Source organism: Winogradskyella sp. KYW1333 (genome assembly GCF_003335675.1).
Lineage (GTDB): Bacteria > Bacteroidota > Bacteroidia > Flavobacteriales > Flavobacteriaceae > Winogradskyella.
The window spans coordinates 285,109-304,637 of record NZ_QPHL01000015.1; the positions used below are offsets into that span (position 1 = coordinate 285,109).

The 19,529-nt window shown below is 32.2% G+C and carries 18 protein-coding genes; 7 read left to right on the plus strand and 11 right to left on the minus strand.

What is annotated here, in order from left to right:
• Positions 1-102: 102 nt before the first annotated feature.
• On the plus strand, positions 103-558 hold the full coding sequence (locus tag DUZ96_RS06990; RefSeq protein WP_114301226.1) for a hypothetical protein: 456 nt from the start codon (positions 103-105) through the stop codon (positions 556-558).
• Here DUZ96_RS06990 and recQ read toward each other — a convergent pair whose 3' ends face one another.
• A complete protein-coding gene (gene recQ / locus DUZ96_RS06995; RefSeq protein WP_114301227.1) occupies positions 559-2,760 on the minus strand; it encodes a DNA helicase RecQ in 2,202 nt (733 codons plus the stop codon).
• Between the two features lie 89 nt (positions 2,761-2,849).
• On the opposite strand from recQ, the gene DUZ96_RS07000 reads away from it, so the two are divergent.
• From DUZ96_RS07000 to lptB, 4 genes are all read left to right on the plus strand, one after another.
• Complete coding sequence (locus DUZ96_RS07000) at positions 2,850-3,815, plus strand: SIS domain-containing protein (RefSeq protein WP_114301228.1); 966 nt, start codon at positions 2,850-2,852, stop codon at positions 3,813-3,815.
• The gene (gene tatC / locus DUZ96_RS07005) at positions 3,815-4,639 is read left to right on the plus strand and encodes a twin-arginine translocase subunit TatC (protein WP_114301229.1); all 825 of its coding nucleotides are present in this window, start codon (positions 3,815-3,817) and stop codon (positions 4,637-4,639) included. The genes DUZ96_RS07000 and tatC overlap by 1 nt, the downstream gene beginning before the upstream one ends.
• Positions 4,632-4,979 (plus strand): carboxymuconolactone decarboxylase family protein, encoded by a 348-nt coding sequence (locus tag DUZ96_RS07010; protein ID WP_114301230.1) that lies wholly within the window; start codon positions 4,632-4,634, stop codon positions 4,977-4,979. Before tatC ends, DUZ96_RS07010 begins: the two co-directional genes overlap by 8 nt.
• A 73-nt stretch (positions 4,980-5,052) precedes the next feature.
• Positions 5,053-5,793 (plus strand): LPS export ABC transporter ATP-binding protein, encoded by a 741-nt coding sequence (gene lptB / locus DUZ96_RS07015; RefSeq protein ID WP_114301231.1) that lies wholly within the window; start codon positions 5,053-5,055, stop codon positions 5,791-5,793.
• On the opposite strand, the gene DUZ96_RS07020 is transcribed toward lptB, so the two are convergent.
• Complete coding sequence (locus tag DUZ96_RS07020) at positions 5,790-6,605, minus strand: TerC family protein (RefSeq protein WP_114301232.1); 816 nt, start codon at positions 6,603-6,605, stop codon at positions 5,790-5,792. The two genes, lptB and DUZ96_RS07020, sit on opposite strands and share 4 nt — an antisense overlap.
• Positions 6,606-6,626: 21 nt before the next feature.
• Positions 6,627-7,385, minus strand: coding sequence for a phosphatidylcholine/phosphatidylserine synthase (locus tag DUZ96_RS07025; protein WP_114301233.1), 759 nt, complete (start codon positions 7,383-7,385; stop codon positions 6,627-6,629).
• A gap of 142 nt (positions 7,386-7,527) precedes the next feature.
• On the opposite strand from DUZ96_RS07025, the gene DUZ96_RS07030 reads away from it, so the two are divergent.
• Both DUZ96_RS07030 and DUZ96_RS07035 read left to right on the plus strand, forming a co-directional pair.
• Positions 7,528-8,598, plus strand: coding sequence for a PorV/PorQ family protein (locus DUZ96_RS07030; RefSeq protein ID WP_114301234.1), 1,071 nt, complete (start codon positions 7,528-7,530; stop codon positions 8,596-8,598).
• A 2-nt stretch (positions 8,599-8,600) separates the two neighbouring features.
• Entirely contained in the window at positions 8,601-9,764 is a 1,164-nt protein-coding gene (locus DUZ96_RS07035; RefSeq protein ID WP_114301235.1) for a DUF4105 domain-containing protein, read from the plus strand.
• A gap of 3 nt (positions 9,765-9,767) precedes the next feature.
• Here DUZ96_RS07035 and DUZ96_RS07040 read toward each other — a convergent pair whose 3' ends face one another.
• The 8 genes from DUZ96_RS07040 to DUZ96_RS07075 form a co-directional block, all read right to left on the minus strand.
• A complete protein-coding gene (locus DUZ96_RS07040; protein WP_114301236.1) occupies positions 9,768-11,162 on the minus strand; it encodes a sugar transferase in 1,395 nt (464 codons plus the stop codon).
• A gap of 145 nt (positions 11,163-11,307) precedes the next feature.
• Complete coding sequence (locus tag DUZ96_RS07045; RefSeq protein WP_114301237.1) at positions 11,308-12,315, minus strand: glycosyltransferase family 4 protein; 1,008 nt, start codon at positions 12,313-12,315, stop codon at positions 11,308-11,310.
• Complete coding sequence (locus DUZ96_RS07050) at positions 12,269-13,663, minus strand: O-antigen ligase (protein WP_258774334.1); 1,395 nt, start codon at positions 13,661-13,663, stop codon at positions 12,269-12,271. Before DUZ96_RS07050 ends, DUZ96_RS07045 begins: the two co-directional genes overlap by 47 nt.
• On the minus strand, positions 13,656-14,738 hold the full coding sequence (locus DUZ96_RS07055) for a glycosyltransferase (RefSeq protein ID WP_114301238.1): 1,083 nt from the start codon (positions 14,736-14,738) through the stop codon (positions 13,656-13,658). Before DUZ96_RS07055 ends, DUZ96_RS07050 begins: the two co-directional genes overlap by 8 nt.
• On the minus strand, positions 14,735-15,856 hold the full coding sequence (locus DUZ96_RS07060; RefSeq protein ID WP_114301239.1) for a glycosyltransferase family 4 protein: 1,122 nt from the start codon (positions 15,854-15,856) through the stop codon (positions 14,735-14,737). Before DUZ96_RS07060 ends, DUZ96_RS07055 begins: the two co-directional genes overlap by 4 nt.
• Positions 15,853-16,848 carry a glycosyltransferase family 2 protein gene (locus DUZ96_RS07065; protein ID WP_114301240.1) on the minus strand — a complete coding sequence of 332 codons (996 nt, stop codon included), beginning with the start codon at positions 16,846-16,848 and terminating at the stop codon, positions 15,853-15,855. Before DUZ96_RS07065 ends, DUZ96_RS07060 begins: the two co-directional genes overlap by 4 nt.
• The gene (locus tag DUZ96_RS07070; protein WP_114301241.1) at positions 16,848-18,392 is read right to left on the minus strand and encodes a glycosyltransferase family 2 protein; all 1,545 of its coding nucleotides are present in this window, start codon (positions 18,390-18,392) and stop codon (positions 16,848-16,850) included. The genes DUZ96_RS07065 and DUZ96_RS07070 overlap by 1 nt, the downstream gene beginning before the upstream one ends.
• Positions 18,389-19,528, minus strand: coding sequence for a glycosyltransferase family 4 protein (locus DUZ96_RS07075; RefSeq protein ID WP_114301242.1), 1,140 nt, complete (start codon positions 19,526-19,528; stop codon positions 18,389-18,391). The genes DUZ96_RS07070 and DUZ96_RS07075 overlap by 4 nt, the downstream gene beginning before the upstream one ends.
• Between the last annotated feature and the right edge of the window lies 1 nt (position 19,529).

The window sequence follows — 19,529 nt, forward strand, 5'->3', positions numbered from 1 at the left end:
TTATTTAAGGGTGCAAAGATAATCAATGATTTATGATTTACGAATTAAGTCTTAATATTTGAGAAGTCGGTTATTAAAGTTAGTTTTACCAAAATTAAAGTAATGGGATTTTCATTCTCTAAATTAAAGGCTGTATTTGGAAGTAATTCTAAACTAACCCAACCTGTTGATTCTGTAGAACGAATAATTTCAGAGGTTGAAAACACACCTTTTGGAGTATCTGATTCTAATGTGCTCTTCGCTGGATTGAATGAACTTGGAGGCTATTATTTCTTTCAAACTGTTGTAGTTGGTTCATTTAAGTGCAAAACATTTGATGGTGCAACGTTGGTCATGGCCTCTGATGATTTTGAATTGGAACTAGAATCGGATACACTAGAGTTAGAGTCCGAGTCATCTCAAGTTGCAAAACGTTTTATTACTAAAATTGATTTTCAGATTGAAGCATCTGATATTGAAAATATGCAAAGCCAGATAATTACGGAACTGACATTAAAAACTAAAAAAAGAGATTTAAGTTTCACAAAGTATGTGGGGACACAAGACGAGGAAGACTAATTAATTTGCGACTTCGCTAATAAATTTAATACGATATAAACGAAGCTCTTCATCTTCATAGTCACCATCAAATTCTTCAACTGCATCTGAGATATTATCGCTTTGAGATTCCATAAAGTACTCGTGGATCTCTTCTTGTTGCTCTTCATCTAAAATCTCATCAATCCAATAACTTATATTGAGTTTTGTACCAGAATACACAATAGTTTCCATTTCCTTTATGAAATCTGGCATCTCCATACCCTTTGCAGATGCAATATCATCTAAAGGTAATTTCCTGTCTACATTTTGAATAATATAAAGTTTTAAGGCAGAATTTGAACCTGTGGATTTAACAACCATATCATCAGGTCTTACAATCTCATTTTCTTCAACATAATCTGCTATTAAAGCCACAAAGTCTCTACCATATTTTTTGGCCTTGCTCTCTCCTACACCATGCACATTACTTAATTCTTCAACCGTAATAGGATACTTTAATGCCATATCCTCCAAAGAAGGATCTTGGAAAATAACAAATGGTGGTACAGCTAAACGTTTTGCATTTCGCTTACGCAAATCTTTTAGCATGGTCATCAGTTTTTCATCAGCTGAAACGCCACCGCTCTTTGCATTGGTTATAATGCCGTCATTAGATTCTTCATCATAGACATGATCTTCTGCCATCATAAACGAAACCGGTTTCTCAATGAAGGTCTTTCCTTCTTCGCTTAACCTTAATACACCGTAGGTTTCAATATCTTTCCTTAAATAACCTGCAACCAGAACTTGGCGTATTAACGCCATCCAAAAACGCGGTTCCTTATCTTTTCCAATTCCAAAAAATGGCTGTATATCTGTTTTATGCGAAGAAATTAACGCATTAGATTTACCTACTATGACTTGTACTAAATCCTTAGACTTATATTTCTCATTAGTACTATTTATGGTTTCTAATAAGATTTTAACCTCATCTTTTGATTCTACCTGTTTTTTAGGGTTTCTCACATTATCATCCATGTCTCCACCATCACCTGTATCAGTGTCAAACTCCTCACCAAAGTAATGTAAAATAAACTTACGCCTAGATATGGATGTTTCTGCAAAAGCCACAACTTCCTGTAATAATGCATGCCCAATTTCTTGTTCTGCAACAGGCTTACCAGACATAAATTTCTCGAGCTTCTCAATATCCTTGTAGGCATAGTATGCCAAACAATGACCTTCACCTCCGTCACGACCAGCTCTACCAGTTTCTTGATAATAACTCTCTATGCTTTTAGGAATATCATGATGAATCACAAATCTCACATCTGGTTTGTCAATCCCCATTCCAAAAGCAATGGTTGCCACTACAACATCAGCATCTTCCATTAGAAACATATCTTGATGCTTCACACGAGTCTTGGCATCCAATCCTGCATGATAAGGAACAGCTTTAACACCATTTACCTGTAATACTTGTGCTAACTCTTCGACACGCTTTCTGCTTAAGCAATATACGATACCAGATTTACCTTCATTTTGTTTTACAAAACGAATAATATCTGCATCTACATTTTTTGTTTTAGGTCTTACCTCATAGTATAGATTGGGTCTGTTAAAAGATGCTTTAAAGGTTACAGCATCCGTCATTCCTAAACTTTTCAGAATATCCTCCTGAACCTTTGGTGTGGCAGTTGCAGTTAACCCAACTATTGGAATATTGTCTCCAATACGCTTTAGTATGTGTCTCAGATTACGGTATTCAGGTCTAAAATCATGTCCCCATTCACTTATACAGTGAGCTTCGTCAACTGCCATAAATGAAACTGTGACAGATCTAAGAAAATCTACATATTCCTCCTTTGTTAATGATTCTGGTGCCACGTAAAGTAGCTTTGTAACTCCATTAACTATATCATCTTTTACACGCCTAACTTCTGTTTTGTTCAATGAAGAGTTCAATACATGTGCTACTCCTTCATTTTCAGAAACAGCTCTTAAAGCATCAACTTGATTTTTCATTAATGCAATTAGTGGAGACACGACAATTGCTGTGCCATCCTTTATAAGAGCAGGTAATTGATAACATAAAGATTTACCTCCACCTGTTGGCATTATAACAAAGGTATTGTTACCTTCTATCACATTTTTAATTACCTCTTCTTGAAGACCCTTAAATCCAGAAAAACCGAAGTATTTTTTTAACGCGGAATGTAAGTCAATTTCTGCAATACTCATTAATCCCTATTGGTATTTTATATACATTTGCAATAAGTTTAAAGATAACATATTTCTTTAAATCTAAAAAAAAGCCATAAAAATTAGTTTTGAACACTAAACAATCCATTTTAAGTACTGCAAAAAGTACTATAAAATTAGAACGGGATGCCATTGAGCATTTATCAGAATTATTAACCGATGAATTTGCAGAAGCTGTAGAATTAATCTATAATTCTAAAGGAAGAGTTATCATTACTGGCATTGGAAAAAGTGCCATTATAGCAACAAAAATTGTCGCAACATTAAACTCAACCGGAACGCCAGCTGTTTTTATGCATGCTGCTGATGCTATACACGGTGATCTAGGATTGATACTTAAAGATGATATAGTAATCTGTATTTCTAAAAGTGGAAATACTCCAGAAATTAAAGTACTGGTGCCACTTATAAAAAATGCCGAGAATAAAATGATTGCTATCACCGGGGATAAAGCATCTTATTTAGGGCAACAAGCTGATTATGTGTTAAATGCCTATGTTGAGCAAGAGGCATGCCCAAATAATTTAGCACCAACAACAAGTACAACCGCACAATTGGTTATTGGTGATGCACTTGCAGTTTGTTTACTTGAATTAAGAGGGTTTTCTAGTAATGATTTTGCTAAATATCATCCAGGAGGAGCTTTAGGAAAACGCCTTTATTTAAGAGTTAACGACCTTTCTTCGCAAAATTTAAAACCAGAAGTTGGGCCTGATGCAACCCTTAAAGAAGTCATTGTTGAAATCACCGAAAAAATGCTGGGAGTTACAGCCGTTGTTGATAAGGATGCAATTATTGGTATTATCACGGACGGCGATTTAAGACGAATGTTAAGTAAAAGCAATGACATTACTACTTTGACAGCAAAAGATATAATGAGTAAAAATCCGAGATGGATTTCTGAGGATGCCATGGCAGTTGATGCAAAGAAACTCATGGAAGAATTTGAGATTTCTCAACTACTTGTAGAACATAATGGTAAATATGCAGGTGTTGTACATCTTCACGATTTAATCAAAGAGGGCATTATATAATGGCGATAAAGAATATTGATGAAATGTCTTTTTTAGACCATCTTGAGGATTTAAGATGGCATTTAATTAGGGCCACCTTAGGTATTTTAATTGCCGCAACTTTAGCTTTTATTTTCAAGAAATTTATTTTTGATGTTATCATATTTGGACCAACAAATATGGATTTCCCAACTTATGAAGGGCTTTGTAAAATCTCGCAGCTGATTGGAATTAATGACACAACATTCTGTGCAGACAAGTTTCCTTTTATAATTCAAAACAGAACTGTTGCTGGCCAATTTTCAGCACATATTTGGACCTCCATTTATGCCGGATTCATCATAGCATTTCCATATGTAATTTATCAACTATGGAGTTTTATTGGTCCAGGATTAAAAGAGAATGAACGCAGAAATTCAAGAGGCTTTTTATTTACAGCATCTGTTTTGTTTTTTCTAGGTGTACTTTTTGGATATTACATAGTTACACCGTTATCGCTTAATTTCCTGGCAAATTATCAGATAAGTGAAATGATATCAAATGAGTTTGATGTAAGTTCAGTTATAGCTATTGTGAGATCATCAGCCATTGCGTCTGGTTTTGTTTTTGAATTGCCAATAATCATCTACTTTTTAACAAAAGCCGGATTGGTAACTCCTGCTTTTTTGAAGAAGTACAGAAAGTTTGCCTTAGTAATCGTATTAATTTTAGCGGCAGTAATTACACCACCAGATATTGCAAGCCAGGTTATAGTAGCTATTCCTATTTTAATATTATATCAAGTTAGTATTTATATTTCTGCAGTAGTTGTAAGAAATCAGAAAAGAAAAATAAAAAATGTCTGACATAGTAAGTGAATTTAATGAATATCGGTCTAAGATGAACGACAAGATCTTAGCTGATAATAATAAAATAGTTAAACGAATTTTTAACTTGGATACTAATGCCTTTCAAGAAGGTGCATTAGATAAAAAAACTAAGGAGCTTCTCGGTTTGGTTGCTTCTGCAGTCTTGCGTTGCGATGATTGTGTTAAGTATCATTTAGAATCTTCTTATAAAGAAGGGGTTTCAAAGGCAGAAGTGAGTGAAGCGCTAGGAATAGCGACCTTAATTGGCGGCACTATTGTAATACCTCATTTAAGGAGAGCTCATGAATATTGGGAAGCTATTGAAAATCAAGGTTAAACTTTTAATAAATCTTTGCTACTGGCAGAATTGTCTATATGATTTTGTTATTTTTAGCGTTGTTGAATAGATTATGAAATTAAGAGCCGAAAATTTAATGAAGTCCTACGGAGGACGAAAAGTAGTTAAGGATGTTTCTCTTGAAGTGAACCAGGGCGAGATTGTTGGTTTATTGGGACCTAATGGTGCAGGAAAAACGACATCATTCTACATGATAGTTGGTATCATTAAACCAAATGGTGGTAATATTTATTTAGACAATACAGACATTACAAAATATCCTATGTATAAGCGTGCTCAGAACGGGATTGGATATTTAGCTCAAGAGGCTTCGGTTTTTAGGAAACTGAGTATTGAAGATAATATTCTAAGTGTTTTGCAACTTACTAAATTGAGCAAAAAGGAACAGCACGATAAAATGGAGTCATTAATTGAGGAATTTGGACTAGGGCATATTAGGACCAATAGAGGTGATTTACTCTCAGGTGGAGAACGCAGAAGAACAGAAATTGCAAGAGCTCTAGCCACAGATCCAAATTTTATATTATTGGATGAACCATTTGCAGGTGTTGACCCTGTGGCAGTTGAGGATATTCAGCGTATCGTAGCTAAACTTACTAAAAAGAATATTGGTATCTTAATTACAGACCATAACGTACAAGAAACACTTGCAATTACTGACAGAACCTATCTTATGTTTGAAGGTGGAATATTAAAAGCTGGTGTTCCAGAGGAACTTGCTAGCGATGAAATGGTTCGTAAAGTTTATCTAGGTCAAAATTTTGAGCTTAGAAAAAAGAAGTTAGAGTTTTAAACTTTATCTTGATTAGGAACTTCTGCCTGCAAAAGTTTCTTTTGATAACGACCTTGAACTACATCAACCACTATTAATACAGCAATTACAAAATAAAAGGTGGTCTTACTCATTGGTACGATTTCATTTCCAAATATTTTTAAATGTGCTAAATGACCTCCTTCAGTTACTAGCATTATACCTACTATAAAAAGTATAAATAAACCTAAAACTTCATACATTCTATTTTTAGCTAAAAAAGTAGAAATTCTATTCGCTAGAAGCAACATTAAAAGTCCACTCACAACAATTGCAATAGCCATTACAATAAAGGCTGTATTTGAATTTTCAATCTCGTTAGTGAGACCAATTGCTGCCAAGATGGAATCAAAAGAAAATACAAGATTCATAATTACAATACTAAAAATGGTAGCATTAGCAGATTTCATTCTGCCATTATTTTCTCCCTCAACGTCAACATCTAAATCTTTCACAGATATCATATGCCATATTTCTTTTAGTGCCGTATAAATGATAAAACCCCCTCCAGCTAATACAATAATGCTATGTCCATTAAAAGCGAAGTCCAATACATTCTCAATATGACCAGTCAAGAAAGAAAATGGTTCTTGAAAATAGTCTATGATGGATACTAAAACAAAAAGAAGAACAATTCTCAATACTATAGCAATTAAAATACCAACCTTTCTAACTCTTTTTTGTTCTTGTTCAGGTGCTTTCTTAGATTCTAACGATATATATAATAAATTATCAAAACCAAGTACTGCTTGCAACATAACAAGCATGAGTAGGGTGAAAATGATTTCTGCCATAATAATATTTAGATTATAATTTTAGTGTATGTTCTTTTGGTCGGAAAGTGATAGGACTATGTATAAAACGATAATGAGTGGAATAGCCGCAAATTGAAAAATAATTAATGTCACAATACTTAATGCCAAGAAAATGTATCGCATAGTATTGGCCCTAAAGCTCCATTCTTTAAACTTTAAAGCAAATAATTTGATTTTTGAATTCAACAAATAAGAACTTACCAAAGTAATACCAATTAAAAACCACTTGTTTATAATAATTGAATTCATGATGTCATTATTTTGAAATTCTAAAATTAATGGAAATGACAAGATGAATAGAGTATTTGCAGGTACAGGAAGTCCTTTAAAATAAGTTTGCTGGTCTTCATCTAGATTAAATTTGGCTAATCTATATGCTGAGGCCAATGGAATTAAAAAACCTATTAATGGTAACACAGATAATTTAAATCCTTGCCAATGAAACACAGAATTCCAACTGTCATTATACGATGCAAAATCTGGAGTATCTACAGTTAACGATAAAAGTTTAAATATGATTATACCTGGAACAACGCCACTAGTTACTAAATCTGCCAATGAATCTAATTGTATTCCTAGTGGGCTCTGTACATTAAGTTTTCGTGCTAAAAGCCCGTCAAAAAAGTCAAAAAATATACCAGTAAAAACAAAAATTGCTGCTATGATAAAATTACCATAAACAGCAAATATTACAGCAATACAGCCCGAAAAAAGATTAAGTAGAGTTACAAAATTAGGAATGTGTTTCTTTATATTCATTCTTCAACTTTCCGTAAAAATAAAAAACTATTTAACTCTCATCTCAATAAATCACCAAATTATGGCTGACACACAATAAGATCTGGTATTTGCAGTTTATTAGATAGAAAATATTGTGCATCTTTGTAAAAAATTATTGCTGTTGAAAAATTACCTTGTAATTCTCTTAACACTTACCTCGCTTGCTACTATAGCACAAACCACAAGGAAATATTCTAATGAATTTATGAATATTGGTGTAGATGCAGCATCCTTAGGTATGAGTAATGCGGTTGTATCCCATACTTCCGATGTAAATTCTGGATATTGGAATCCAGCAGGACTCGTACATATTGAAGATAAGCAGGTAGCATTAATGCATTCTAGTTATTTCGCTAATATTGCCAACTACAACTACATAGCTTTCGCAATGCCACTTGATGATAGAAGCGCGGTTGGTATTTCACTCATAAGATTTGGTGTAGATGATATTTTAGATACTACGCAGTTAATTGACGATCAAGGTAATATCAATTATGATAGAATCAGCACCTTTTCCACTGCAGATTACGGTCTTACGTTTTCTTATGCTAGAAAACTGCCATTAGATGGACTGAATTTTGGTGTAAACGCAAAAATCATAAGACGAATTATTGGTGATTTTGCCTCTTCTTGGGGATTTGGACTTGACGCAGGTATACAATTTGAAACTGATAACGATTGGAAATTTGGTCTTATGGCTAGAGACATTACCACAACTTATAATGCTTGGGCCATTGATGAAGATAAGTTTGAGCAAATTAGTAGTGCTGTTGACGGACAGAACCAAGAATTACCCGAAACTACTGAAATAACCATCCCAAAACTTCAATTTGGAATATCCAAAAAATGGATATTCAATTATGACTACTCATTACTAGCGGCTACTAATCTTATTGTAAGATTTGAAGAAAATAATGATGTCATTTCAAGCTCTTTTGCAAGTATAAATCCAGCTTTAGGGTTTGAATTTGGATATACAGATCTTGTTTTTTTACGCGGTGGTGTTGGTAATTTTCAGAATGAATTGCAAATAGACAATTCTGAGTCCTTAACATTTCAACCAAATTTTGGTGTAGGTTTTAAATATAAGGGTATACAAATAGACTATGCCTTTACTGATATTGGCGATCAAAGTGCAGCCTTATACTCTAATGTCTTTTCATTAAAAATAGACTTTGGTATCTTTAGATAATTATGAGATTATTTTTTACACTATTCATTTTTATTTTTTCCATTGGATCTGTTGTAGCACAACAAATTAAATTATCTCCAAATGCAGAAGTATCTATACTAACTGTTGGACCTGGTAAATCGTTAAATGATGCTTTTGGACATAACGCTTTTAGGGTAACAGATAAGTCTCTTGGCATTGACGTTACTTATGGCTATGGCGAATATGACTTTGATGCACCCAATTTTTATTTAAAGTTTGCGCTAGGAAAGCTGAATTACCTAATCAGTAGACATAATTATTCTGATTTTTATAATCATTATGTGCATTATAATCGTACTTTAAAAGAACAAGTTTTAAATTTCTCCGAAACAGAAAAACAGGCTTTATTTGATTTCTTAGAAAATAATTATAAACCGGAAAACAGAAGATATCTTTATGATTTCTTTTTTGACAACTGTGCTACAAGAATCAGAGATGTTTCTCAATCGGTTACGGCAAATCCAATAACTTTTAATAAACCCAAAAATTTCGAACCAAAAACGTTTAGAGAATTAATTTATGAACACGTAGACAATAACAGTTGGGGAAGTTTTGGTATTGACCTAGCCTTGGGTTCTGTAATCGATCAAAATGCATCTTCTAACGAGTTCATGTTCTTACCAAAATATATCCATCAATTTTTCTTAAACGCCTCTTACAATGGACCTGATTCAATTGTAAAACGCTCATCAATTGTATATAATAAAAAACCAGAGAAAGACACTTCAAATTTTTTATTAAGTCCAATATTTATCAATAGCCTTTTAGGATTTATTATACTATTTATAACGTTTAGAAATCATAAAAACCATTCTAGAAGTAAATGGTTAGATATTGCTTTATTTAGTGTAACCAGTATTGTGGGTATTTTATTATTCTTACTATGGTTTGCTACAGACCACAGTGCCACCGCTAATAATTACAACCTCCTTTGGGCATTTCCATTAAATTTTATATTAATTGGTCAAGTAGTAAAAAATAGAATGAAAAATTGGGTAAAGGGATATTTAAAATTCTTAATTATTATGCTTTGCTTAATGACACTTCATTGGCTCATAGGCGTGCAAGTTTTCGCTGTGGGACTGATTCCTCTAATTATCACTTTATGCGTTCGTTATTTTTATTTATTACGATGCTTCAAGTAAATACTACCGTCCTCTATAATAAATAATGGTACTAAAGGTTTTAATAAAAATATTTAAATCAATAAATAGCCCCCTGTGTTTAATGTAATACAGGTCGTATTGAAGTTTATCAGTACTATCATCAATCGAAGAGCCATATCTCGCATTAACCTGCGCCCAACCCGTTAAACCGGGCTTAATGATATGGCGTATTTCATAAAATGGGACAGTCTCGGACAATTGATTTACAAAAAATGGACGTTCTGGTCGAGGTCCTATGATATTCATCTCTCCTTTTAAAATATTCCAAAATTGAGGAATTTCATCTAATCGTGAATTGCGTAAAAATCGACCAAAAGGTGTGACTCTTTTATCATTTTTATCTGCCCATTTTGCACCATTATACTCCGCATGAACTACCATAGTTCTTAATTTAAATATTTTAAATGGCACTCCATTTTTACCGATACGCTTTTGTTTATAAAATAAAGGGCCTTTGTTGGCGAAGATATTTCCTAATACTACAATAGGTAGTATACAAATCATTATCATCAAACCAATAATTGAAAATATAATATCACTTACTCTACGGATGAAGCGATATAATTTATTTTCATTGTTTCTGCTATATGGTAAATATTTATAGAAATCGTCACCAACAAACTGAAGCGGTACTTTTTTGAGTAATTCTTCATAAACTTGGGTATAGTCTCTTACTTTATATCCTTGCTCTACAAGTAATATTAAATTTTCATATACTTGAGACATCATCTCGTTATCGTTAAACCTTGCCACGATTATTTCAGATATATCATTATTTAAAATCACCTGTTCAATAGTATCAAATTGAAATTCTATTAAGCCTTTATATTTAATCGCATCCTTTTTACTAGGTTCGCTGTTGAGAAAACCAACTATCTTATAATTAGGATCAGATCTCTGAATAGTCTTCACGAGACTATCAACATTACCAATATCTGCAATTAATAATACTTTTTTATAAAAACGAGGGGATTCAATAAATTGTATATAACAAACACGCCACAACAAAACTGGAATGCATAAGGTCAAGTAAAAATATACTATAAATGTACGTTGTTCAGGAAGGACTGGGGTTACATAAGGGGTAGATAAGTAAAAAAGAGCAACAAAAAAAGATGAAACAATTAAATTTTTTGCGGTACTATCTAATTTACTAGCCTTTTGTAAATCATAAAGCTCAAAAATAGTATGTACAATTGTAATATAAATTCCGAGTACAACAACATGTAGCGTATGTTGTTTATTTAAAATTAAATACTCATATGAAAAAACAATTGCCAATAACCTTATACCTAGAAAAATAGCCAACAAATCGATGAGTCTCAGTAATATCTTACGCTCAGAAACTTCAAAATGTATGCTTTTTTTATGGGTCATTTTATGAACTTGGGGAGGCCTTTGTTTACTTTGATTTAAAAATAACTTGTTTACTGCAATTTAATTTATTTACTGCTAACAACTAAATTTACGATACTATTTTTTTGTTATCCTAATTAAATTTTACTTATCTAATATATTTGACTTAAACCAATACTTGTTGCCATTTGCAACTGATTTTATCCCAATCAAAATCTTCTACCTTAGATCTCGCATTTTTTGATATTAATTTTCTTAAATCAACATCATTACAAATTTCTAGTATAGCATCGCTCATTTTCTTGGCATCATTAGGAGGTACTAATATCCCTTCCTTCTTATCCTGTATTAAATAGGATATACCACCAACGTTAGTTGAGACCACAGGTAAACCAAGTGCCATGGCTTCAATAACACTTACCGGAGTATTATCAATATTTGTGGTATTTATAAATATATTATGAGACTTGGATAGATTGATCCAATCTTTTTTTGATAGTTTACCAGTAAACTTAACATCTAATTTTTTTTCTGTTGCAAGCGCCTTTGTCCTTTGCATTGAACCATCAACTTCAGGACCAACCATGGTAAGATTAGAGTTTAATCCCTTACTTTTCAATTCTTCTAATACCAACAAAGCCAATTCTGGATTATATATTGATGAAAATGACCTTACCCATAGAAGATTAAGATTATTGATTTCCCTTTGTCTGTAAGTATAATTATCAATTTCTATGCTATTGGGGATAAAACACAAATTATCATAACCGTATTTTAAAAATATAGACTCTAGAAACTTGGAAGGTGCTACTAATTTGTTTGCATTACTAAACAATAATTTACTTAATCTAGAATTATGGATTAGTCGTTTCTCCAAATTTCCTCCATGCAATATTGGTATGTATTTTATTCGTAAGAGTCTACAAAATTGACTGACTACCAAAGCATAATAAAAATTATGAGTACTGTATGTATCAATTAAAACGTAATCTGTTCTTTTATTAAATTTAATCACAGACCAAACCATATCTAATAATCTCAATATCTTGTTGGACTTATTGGAAGCAATATTAACATTACAAAATTCACTTAGTTGATCTCCCAGTGTATCTATAGTAGTACTAGTATTACCTTTTTGTGCTAAGGCGTTTCCTATGTATAAGACGTTTGTCATTTTGAATATTTAATAGTGCCAATGCATATATAAAGCCTGGGGCTGCAATACGCATTGCTGAATGGTTTATAGTTGCAAACCAAAATCCAAGCATTGCATAAAAGAAAATATTTTTATTGTTTTTTACTCGGTATAATAATGGCTTAAAACCTAAAATCAATAAAATTATAAATGCAAAAGAACCGTGTTCTGAGAGAAGTCTACTAATCTCATTATGGGATGCAATTATATCCTCTCCATTTTTAATTCTAAGTTCTTTGGCGCCATTAGCACCAACTCCCAAAATAGGATTTTGAAAGAACCCTTCTAAATCGCTCTTAAAAATATATAAGCGTCCAGTAGCGATATCCTCTTTTTCGCGACCAAGAGCATCTTGATTGGCATAACGTTTTTCTATGAGACCATCCGTCTGGTTCGAGGTATACAGCCATATTAAAGGGCCTAATAAAACAATTAATAAAAAAGAAAAAACAATATTTCCCTTCATTTTAAGTGTTGATCTTTGATATAAGAAGAGCAAAAAAACAGCAATCATTGCTAATGCTACTAATATTCCTCCCCTACTAAACGTGATGATTCCTCTGTAACTCACCGCTATTAACAGTATGGTGTTTAAAATTTTTAACCACAATGTTGGTGATTTCATAAAAAGCCTAACTGTTAATGTAAACATACCTAAACCAAGTACTGTAGCCACTTGATTTGGCCCAAAACCCCCTGAGGCCGCAAAGTTAGAACTCGTACCACTAAGTACATCCCTTATACTTGGATTATATAAAAATAAATAGGTTGTCATTGAAATTATAGGTAAGCTCAAATATTTAAAAGCTTCTAAAAAATCTCGCATTACTATTTTTTTATCAAATAAATATAATGCCGAAAACCCAAGACAAACGGGACCACTCAGTACAAATGCAATATTTGTTCTTAAGTTACTACCATAATTTAAATTTAATATTGCAACTACTATAGAAGGTGCCAATAAAATTAAATAGATAAGATAGGGATAAGCCCTATTGGAAATATAACTCGTAACCAAGCCTGTAAGCATAAAAAGAATAACCAAATACTTCACCCCCTCATAAAAAAAGGTAGCAGAGGTCATTCTAAACAATACCTCTGCACCGACCATATAGCTACAGGCTAAAATAATCTCTAAGGGTTTATTACCTGGTGTCGCATTAAATATCCTGTAAAGAAAAAATAGGATTGTAGCTATAAATATTACTTTTGATAATACAGGAATTATATTAATAACCACACCCAAAGCAATATGCATAATAATTAGAGCTATATAATTTTCTCTGTTATTAATGTTATAGTTATGAACAATAGATCTCTTATCCAAGCTTAGTTAATTTTTTATAAATTTTCAATAATTCACCTTTAATAGCATTAGATGTAAATTGTGATTGAATATGTTTTTTTAAATATAGTCCCGATGCTTTTCTATTAGTCTCATGCGCAATGTAATACATTAGAGCCTTGGATAGCGCCTTAGAATCATTACTCGGAATCAATTGCCCCATTTTATCTGAAGTGATTACCAATTCACAGTTTCCAACATGAGTCGCGATAACCGGCAAACCCAAAAAACCATATTCCAATAAAGTAATAGGCAAACCTTCTGATTTTGAAGATAATACACCTATATCAGATTGTTTAATAATGTTTTTTATATCTGACCTACTATCATAAAAATAAATTACCTCTTCTAAATTATTTGCACTGACATACTGTTTTATTTCACGGGAATAATCATCCTTAAAATCGAGGCCTACACAATGTAATGTCCAATCTGGATACATTTTGTTTACTAGAAGCATCGCACTAAACAAATTTAAATGATCTTTCTGGGGTCTTAAGTTAGCCAAACATAAAATACGTTTGCCAGAATTTCCTTTAAGCATAGTGGAAGGACTACAATTATCTAGAGTTACAATATTGGGTAAATATCTAATATTTTCACACCATGTTTTAGCAGATGCCCAATCTAATAACTTTTGATTAACCACAATTATTTGGTTAAATAATAGGGAACAATACTTAATGAATAAAACAGGTCGTTTAGCAAGTGATTCACTTTTACCATAATGATCATGCCATATAATTTTTAGTTTTGGATAACAGCATTTTATCACGGTTGCAAAAAAGAAAGATGTAGCATGTGCATGTACTACAGTTATCTTGTTCTTTTTTATGAATGATAGAAATTTTGCAATAGCCCTAAAATCAATTATATATTTCCTATTTAAAAAAAGATAACCTACCTCATCATTTAAAGTGGCTTTGAGTAGACCTTCTCCTCTTGTTGTACACAAATAAGAACCCTTCATATCTTTCGTCAATAGATTGGCATATGATACCGCCAAACGTTCGGCACCTCCTGTATTGAGTGTATCTATTAATTGTACAACTCTCATTTTTTCAAAAGATCTTTAATTTCATTATCGAAACGATTGAGCGTGTATTGTCTTGACCAATTAAAGGCATTCTCTATTTTAGAGGCATATAGTGCTTCATCTTTAATATAATTTTCAATTTCTTTAACAGTGGCATGTACATTGTCTTGTACCAAACTGCCTCTAGAACCCATATCCAACATCTCTGGCACACAAGAAACCGCTGTACTTACGGGTAAGCATTTCCAAAACATAGCTTCTGCTATAGCCTTAGGCCAACCCTCAGATTTTGACATAATTACTAAAAAGTGAGCTTTTTGATAGGCATTTTTAAGCGTTGCCTTATCCTTGTTACCGTGCAGAGTGATATGTTTTGATAGATTATTTTTAGAAATATAGTCTTCAATTATATTGCGCTGCGGTCCTTCACCATAAATATCTAAATACACATTATAATCTAACTTAATCAACTCATTAATCCCTTTTACTGTCAACAACGGTTGCTTACCTTCACTCAATGTACCAACAAATAATAAGTTTAATGTACCGTTTAGTGATTTAGTGTTTATTGATTCCTTTTCGGACTCTAGATATGAAGCCGTAAAAAAAGATTTGATATTGTGGGTGTGATTGTTCCATTTGCCATAAACTAAAACTGTCATACGTCTCGTCAAAAACGTATTATTTAAAATCCATTTTTGTACCTTATAACTGAGGGGTTGCTTGGATTTTGGATCCCAGTTACCTGCGTACTTGGCTGTTTTTATTTTTTTTGGAAAGCATATTTGAACCAAGCTTCCTAACAGTCCAATATTTCCTGGACAACGTAAATGGATATGGTCAGCTTTTTTACATGCTTTGAAAATAGTTAACAAAATAATTGGCAATTTGAAAAATGATATGATTGCCTTTTGTATTGAAGTAAATTCTACTTGAGGTATTTTATTTATGCTTAGGTCATCATGTTTATAAGGTATATCAATTGGAGATAGCCCTTCTCGTTCAATTAAAGGTGCAATAATTTCTACAGCATCCACATGCTTTAACCATAAGTTCATTTCTTGTATATATGGTGCATAGCCAGCATAATTAACCCCTGATTTTTTATGGAGTACATGTGTTATGATTAGAAACCTCATCGTTGAATTTTTGGCTTGTTAAATAGCAAAGAAAACCATCCGAACAATCTTCCAATAGATTCTGTTAGTGCTTCATGTCTATTCTTTGTTGTAACAACATTTAAAAACCTAAGTTTCATCAGCAATATAAAAGTAAGATTCCATTTTATTCTATCCTTAAGTCCGGGTTTTGGATACTTCACTCTCCATACATACCACCCATTTCTTGCTACCATCTTTCCATACTGATATTTGTTTGGTCTTCCCTGTGCATCATGATGATGTTCTAATTGAGCAGCAGTATTTACGAATAACTTTCCCAATTTAGATAATCGCAGTGTAAAATCGGTGTCTTCATAAAGCCCATAGCCTTCAAAATAAGTTGAAAATTTTATCTTATCAAATACTTCTTTTTTAAAAGATGAAACTCCACCCATAATTAATTCCACTTCATAAATTTTACCCGAAGGTGGTAAGAACCCAATAGAGCGTCCATGTGAAAATGAGGGCAAAAACCCTGGCTTACTATCTGGTAATAGCCCAAACTTGCCTCTAATCTTAAATCTAGATGGCTCTTTTCGCATCCATCCGTCATAATAAAAATTAGATGGATTACGGCTCCTGTCAGATTTCATCCAATTCACTTCATTAGTAATATATCCTCCAACAGCTAAGGCATTTTGATGGATTTTGTAAGTTGAAATTAACTCTTTGAAATAGTTTTCCTCTAAGATGATATCATCATCTAAAAAGCAAATAATTTCACAATCATTTGATATTTGTTGAATCCCAAAATTACGTTGTCTTGTTAATCCCCTTTGGTCATTATTTACTTTAAAATACTTTAGATTATTAAAAGGTTTTACTTTTAAAATTTGTTCAGTTTCAATATTTGTAGAGCCATCAATGATTAAAATTTCATTAGGAGATAAGGTTTGAGTTTTAATCGAGTTTAGCAACCTTAACAAAGGTTGTGCTCTCATGTATGTGCATATAACTAGTGAAAAATTCATTAGCTGTCAGAGTTTTTTAGCTTATTAGCCCAATACATACTTTTTTTCCAACGTTTTCTCATATTAACAAAATAGGAAAACATTTTCTTGTTCTTTTGCCTGTTAAAAAACTTGATAAACAAAATTGTCTTATATCCTAAAATTTGCTTCTTGGTTTGGTTTTTTAAATTGAACAACATAATGGTTGGCGAAGGCTTAGGTTGTATTTCGTCATCTTGCCAAGGTTGAATAACTTCTGTTCTAAAACCTCCCAGAGGTGCTTTTAAATGCAATAGACTACACTTACTAATATAACCAATATCTTCACCTAAATTTCTAATCTGCATGCCATAATCTCCATCTTCACCAAAACCGTTTTCAAAAGCAATATCAAACCTAATTTGTTCGGCAATACTTTTTGAAATAATACTGCATCCTGAACCAAATGTATTCCATTGCAACGTGGGCTTTTCGATTATTTTATCTTCTTTTCTCATACAGCTCAAAGTAGCTGCTTTTAAACCATAAGAAGCCATCTCCTTTAGGGCATTTTCTAAAATATTTTTTTCAAACCTTATATCATCATCAGCCATGAAAATCCAATCAGACTCTATTTGTTGTAGTGCCATATTTCTAGCATTACAAGCACCAGTTTTATTAATAAACGTATGTTTTATTAGAAAAGGCCATGATTGATTTTGTAAATAGTCTAGTTTTGATTTACTTCCTTTATCTGGATTTTGTTCAACAATAATCACATTCTTTGGCACTACTGTTTGATTTGCTAAATCTTTTAAAACATCGTATAAATATTGCTTCCTACCAATGGTTGGAATTATAACATCAATACTATTAATTGTACTAATACTTTTACTAGTAACAATTTTTAAATCTTCAAAATTTGGTTTATAATCTTTTCTAGAAGTAAAAAAAGACCTTAAAAAAGGTAGTACTAACAATCTTTTTTCATACACCAAGCAATTAAAAAAAGTTAAGAAAGTCCATCTACTTTTATAATGCGCTTTAATAAACCTAAAAAGCACATATTTTGATGGTTTGAAAGGTTTTGGAGCTATCTTGTTGTTAATTAGAAGTTTGGGTGAAGAATAGCAAAATAATCCATTATTCATACCTCTTTTGGCAATAGAATTTAAAACATAACTAAATGTTTCACTTTTATAATCGTTTTTATTGTAACTAGACAAAACATCAGAATTTACGCCACCAATACAACTACTCATTAACCATGTTGGGTAAGTGACTTTTTTATTCACGTTTATAAAAGGGGATGATTCCACATAGCCTATACGTTTACCTATATAATAAGAATCTTTTGTATTAAAAGAAGCCATTATTAACTTATGATGAAATATATTGTTGAATTCACTTTCGTTTATATAATCTTTTAAATCATCATGACACCATACTATAAGGGTATTCTCATACCGCTTTCCAATATCAAAAAAAACCTCAAATAAATTCCTGCTTCCAGCTTGAATCTCCTCTTTTGAATTATAATCAAAAACGTTGACAACCTTATTATCCTTATGTAATATTACAATCATCTATTAATTACAGATTTATAAAACTCAATATTTTGATTCGTTATTTTTTGAGCTGAAAACTTTTCAATAACTCTTAATCTACCCGCTTTACCAAATGCTTTGCATAAATCTGAGTTTTCTAATAACTCAATTATTTTTGATGCAAATGCTTCATGATTTTTTGGGTCTACAGTAAATCCTGTAGAATTGTTTACCATTAATTCGTTTGCCCAACCTATATTAGAAGAAACTAAAGGCTTTTCCAATGCTAATGTTTCTAACCAAGTCATAGGAAAGGCTTCTGCAAAACTTGGCAACACTATAATCTGTGCTTCAGCAATATGTTTTTTTATTTCATGGTATGGTACTTCAGTTAGATAAGTAACATTAGCTTTTGCTTTTGAGGACAGTTTGTCAAAAAAGAGTCTTACAGTAGAGGTCTTTTCAAACACATCAATGGCATCTTTACCTATTAACAGGAGCTTACTTTTTGGTACTTTTTCTACAACAAGATTAAAAGCTTCTGCTAATTCTAAAATGCCTTTTTTTCTAATAATGGTTCCAAAATATAATAATTGATCCTCATATATCTCAACATCAATTGGTTTAAAAGCATCAATATCTATACTATTATGAATGGTTTTAATATCATGCTTAAGTTTAAAGACTTGCTTCGTTAACTTACCAGTAAAAGTGCTAACACTAACGATAGCATCTGCATTTGTTAGGGCTTTATGCTCTAAGAAATAATTCTTCTTCTTTTGTGAGCGACCGTCTAAATGACAAAAAAAACCATCACTTCCATTAAGTCTGATTATTAATGGTACATTAAACTTCATAAAGGCAGAAACACCTGTCCAATCTGGTGCTTCAATTAGTTGAATCCCTTCTGTTTTAACGTATTGATTGATGATTTTCTGAATTCGTTTACGTTCAAAGTACCAATTAAAAGTAATGTGTTTCTTTTTTGCCAAACTAATTACTTTAATACCACTATCATCATAATTAACATTCCTAGATTGACCTATTACAAAAACTGAAACTTTAATTCCGCTTTTAACCAATCCCATTGCCAAATTCTTGATACTCGTACCTAAACCACCAGAGCGACTTAATTCTGGACGCGGATATTCTGGAGTGAGAAAGGCAATATGCATG

Coding starts and splice junctions, on each gene's coding strand:
- DUZ96_RS06990 (WP_114301226.1), top strand. CDS start 103: ATGGGATTTTCATTCTCTAAATTAAAGGCTGTATTTGGAAGTAATTCT.
- recQ (WP_114301227.1), bottom strand. CDS start 2,760: ATGAGTATTGCAGAAATTGACTTACATTCCGCGTTAAAAAAATACTTC.
- tatC (WP_114301229.1), top strand. CDS start 3,815: ATGGCGATAAAGAATATTGATGAAATGTCTTTTTTAGACCATCTTGAG.
- DUZ96_RS07010 (WP_114301230.1), top strand. CDS start 4,632: ATGTCTGACATAGTAAGTGAATTTAATGAATATCGGTCTAAGATGAAC.
- lptB (WP_114301231.1), top strand. CDS start 5,053: ATGAAATTAAGAGCCGAAAATTTAATGAAGTCCTACGGAGGACGAAAA.
- DUZ96_RS07020 (WP_114301232.1), bottom strand. CDS start 6,605: ATGGCAGAAATCATTTTCACCCTACTCATGCTTGTTATGTTGCAAGCA.
- DUZ96_RS07025 (WP_114301233.1), bottom strand. CDS start 7,385: ATGAATATAAAGAAACACATTCCTAATTTTGTAACTCTACTTAATCTT.
- DUZ96_RS07035 (WP_114301235.1), top strand. CDS start 8,601: ATGAGATTATTTTTTACACTATTCATTTTTATTTTTTCCATTGGATCT.
- DUZ96_RS07040 (WP_114301236.1), bottom strand. CDS start 11,162: ATGACCCATAAAAAAAGCATACATTTTGAAGTTTCTGAGCGTAAGATA.
- DUZ96_RS07045 (WP_114301237.1), bottom strand. CDS start 12,315: ATGACAAACGTCTTATACATAGGAAACGCCTTAGCACAAAAAGGTAAT.
- DUZ96_RS07055 (WP_114301238.1), bottom strand. CDS start 14,738: ATGAGAGTTGTACAATTAATAGATACACTCAATACAGGAGGTGCCGAA.
- DUZ96_RS07060 (WP_114301239.1), bottom strand. CDS start 15,856: ATGAGGTTTCTAATCATAACACATGTACTCCATAAAAAATCAGGGGTT.
- DUZ96_RS07065 (WP_114301240.1), bottom strand. CDS start 16,848: ATGAATTTTTCACTAGTTATATGCACATACATGAGAGCACAACCTTTG.
- DUZ96_RS07070 (WP_114301241.1), bottom strand. CDS start 18,392: ATGATTGTAATATTACATAAGGATAATAAGGTTGTCAACGTTTTTGAT.
- DUZ96_RS07075 (WP_114301242.1), bottom strand. CDS start 19,528: ATGCATATTGCCTTTCTCACTCCAGAATATCCGCGTCCAGAATTAAGT.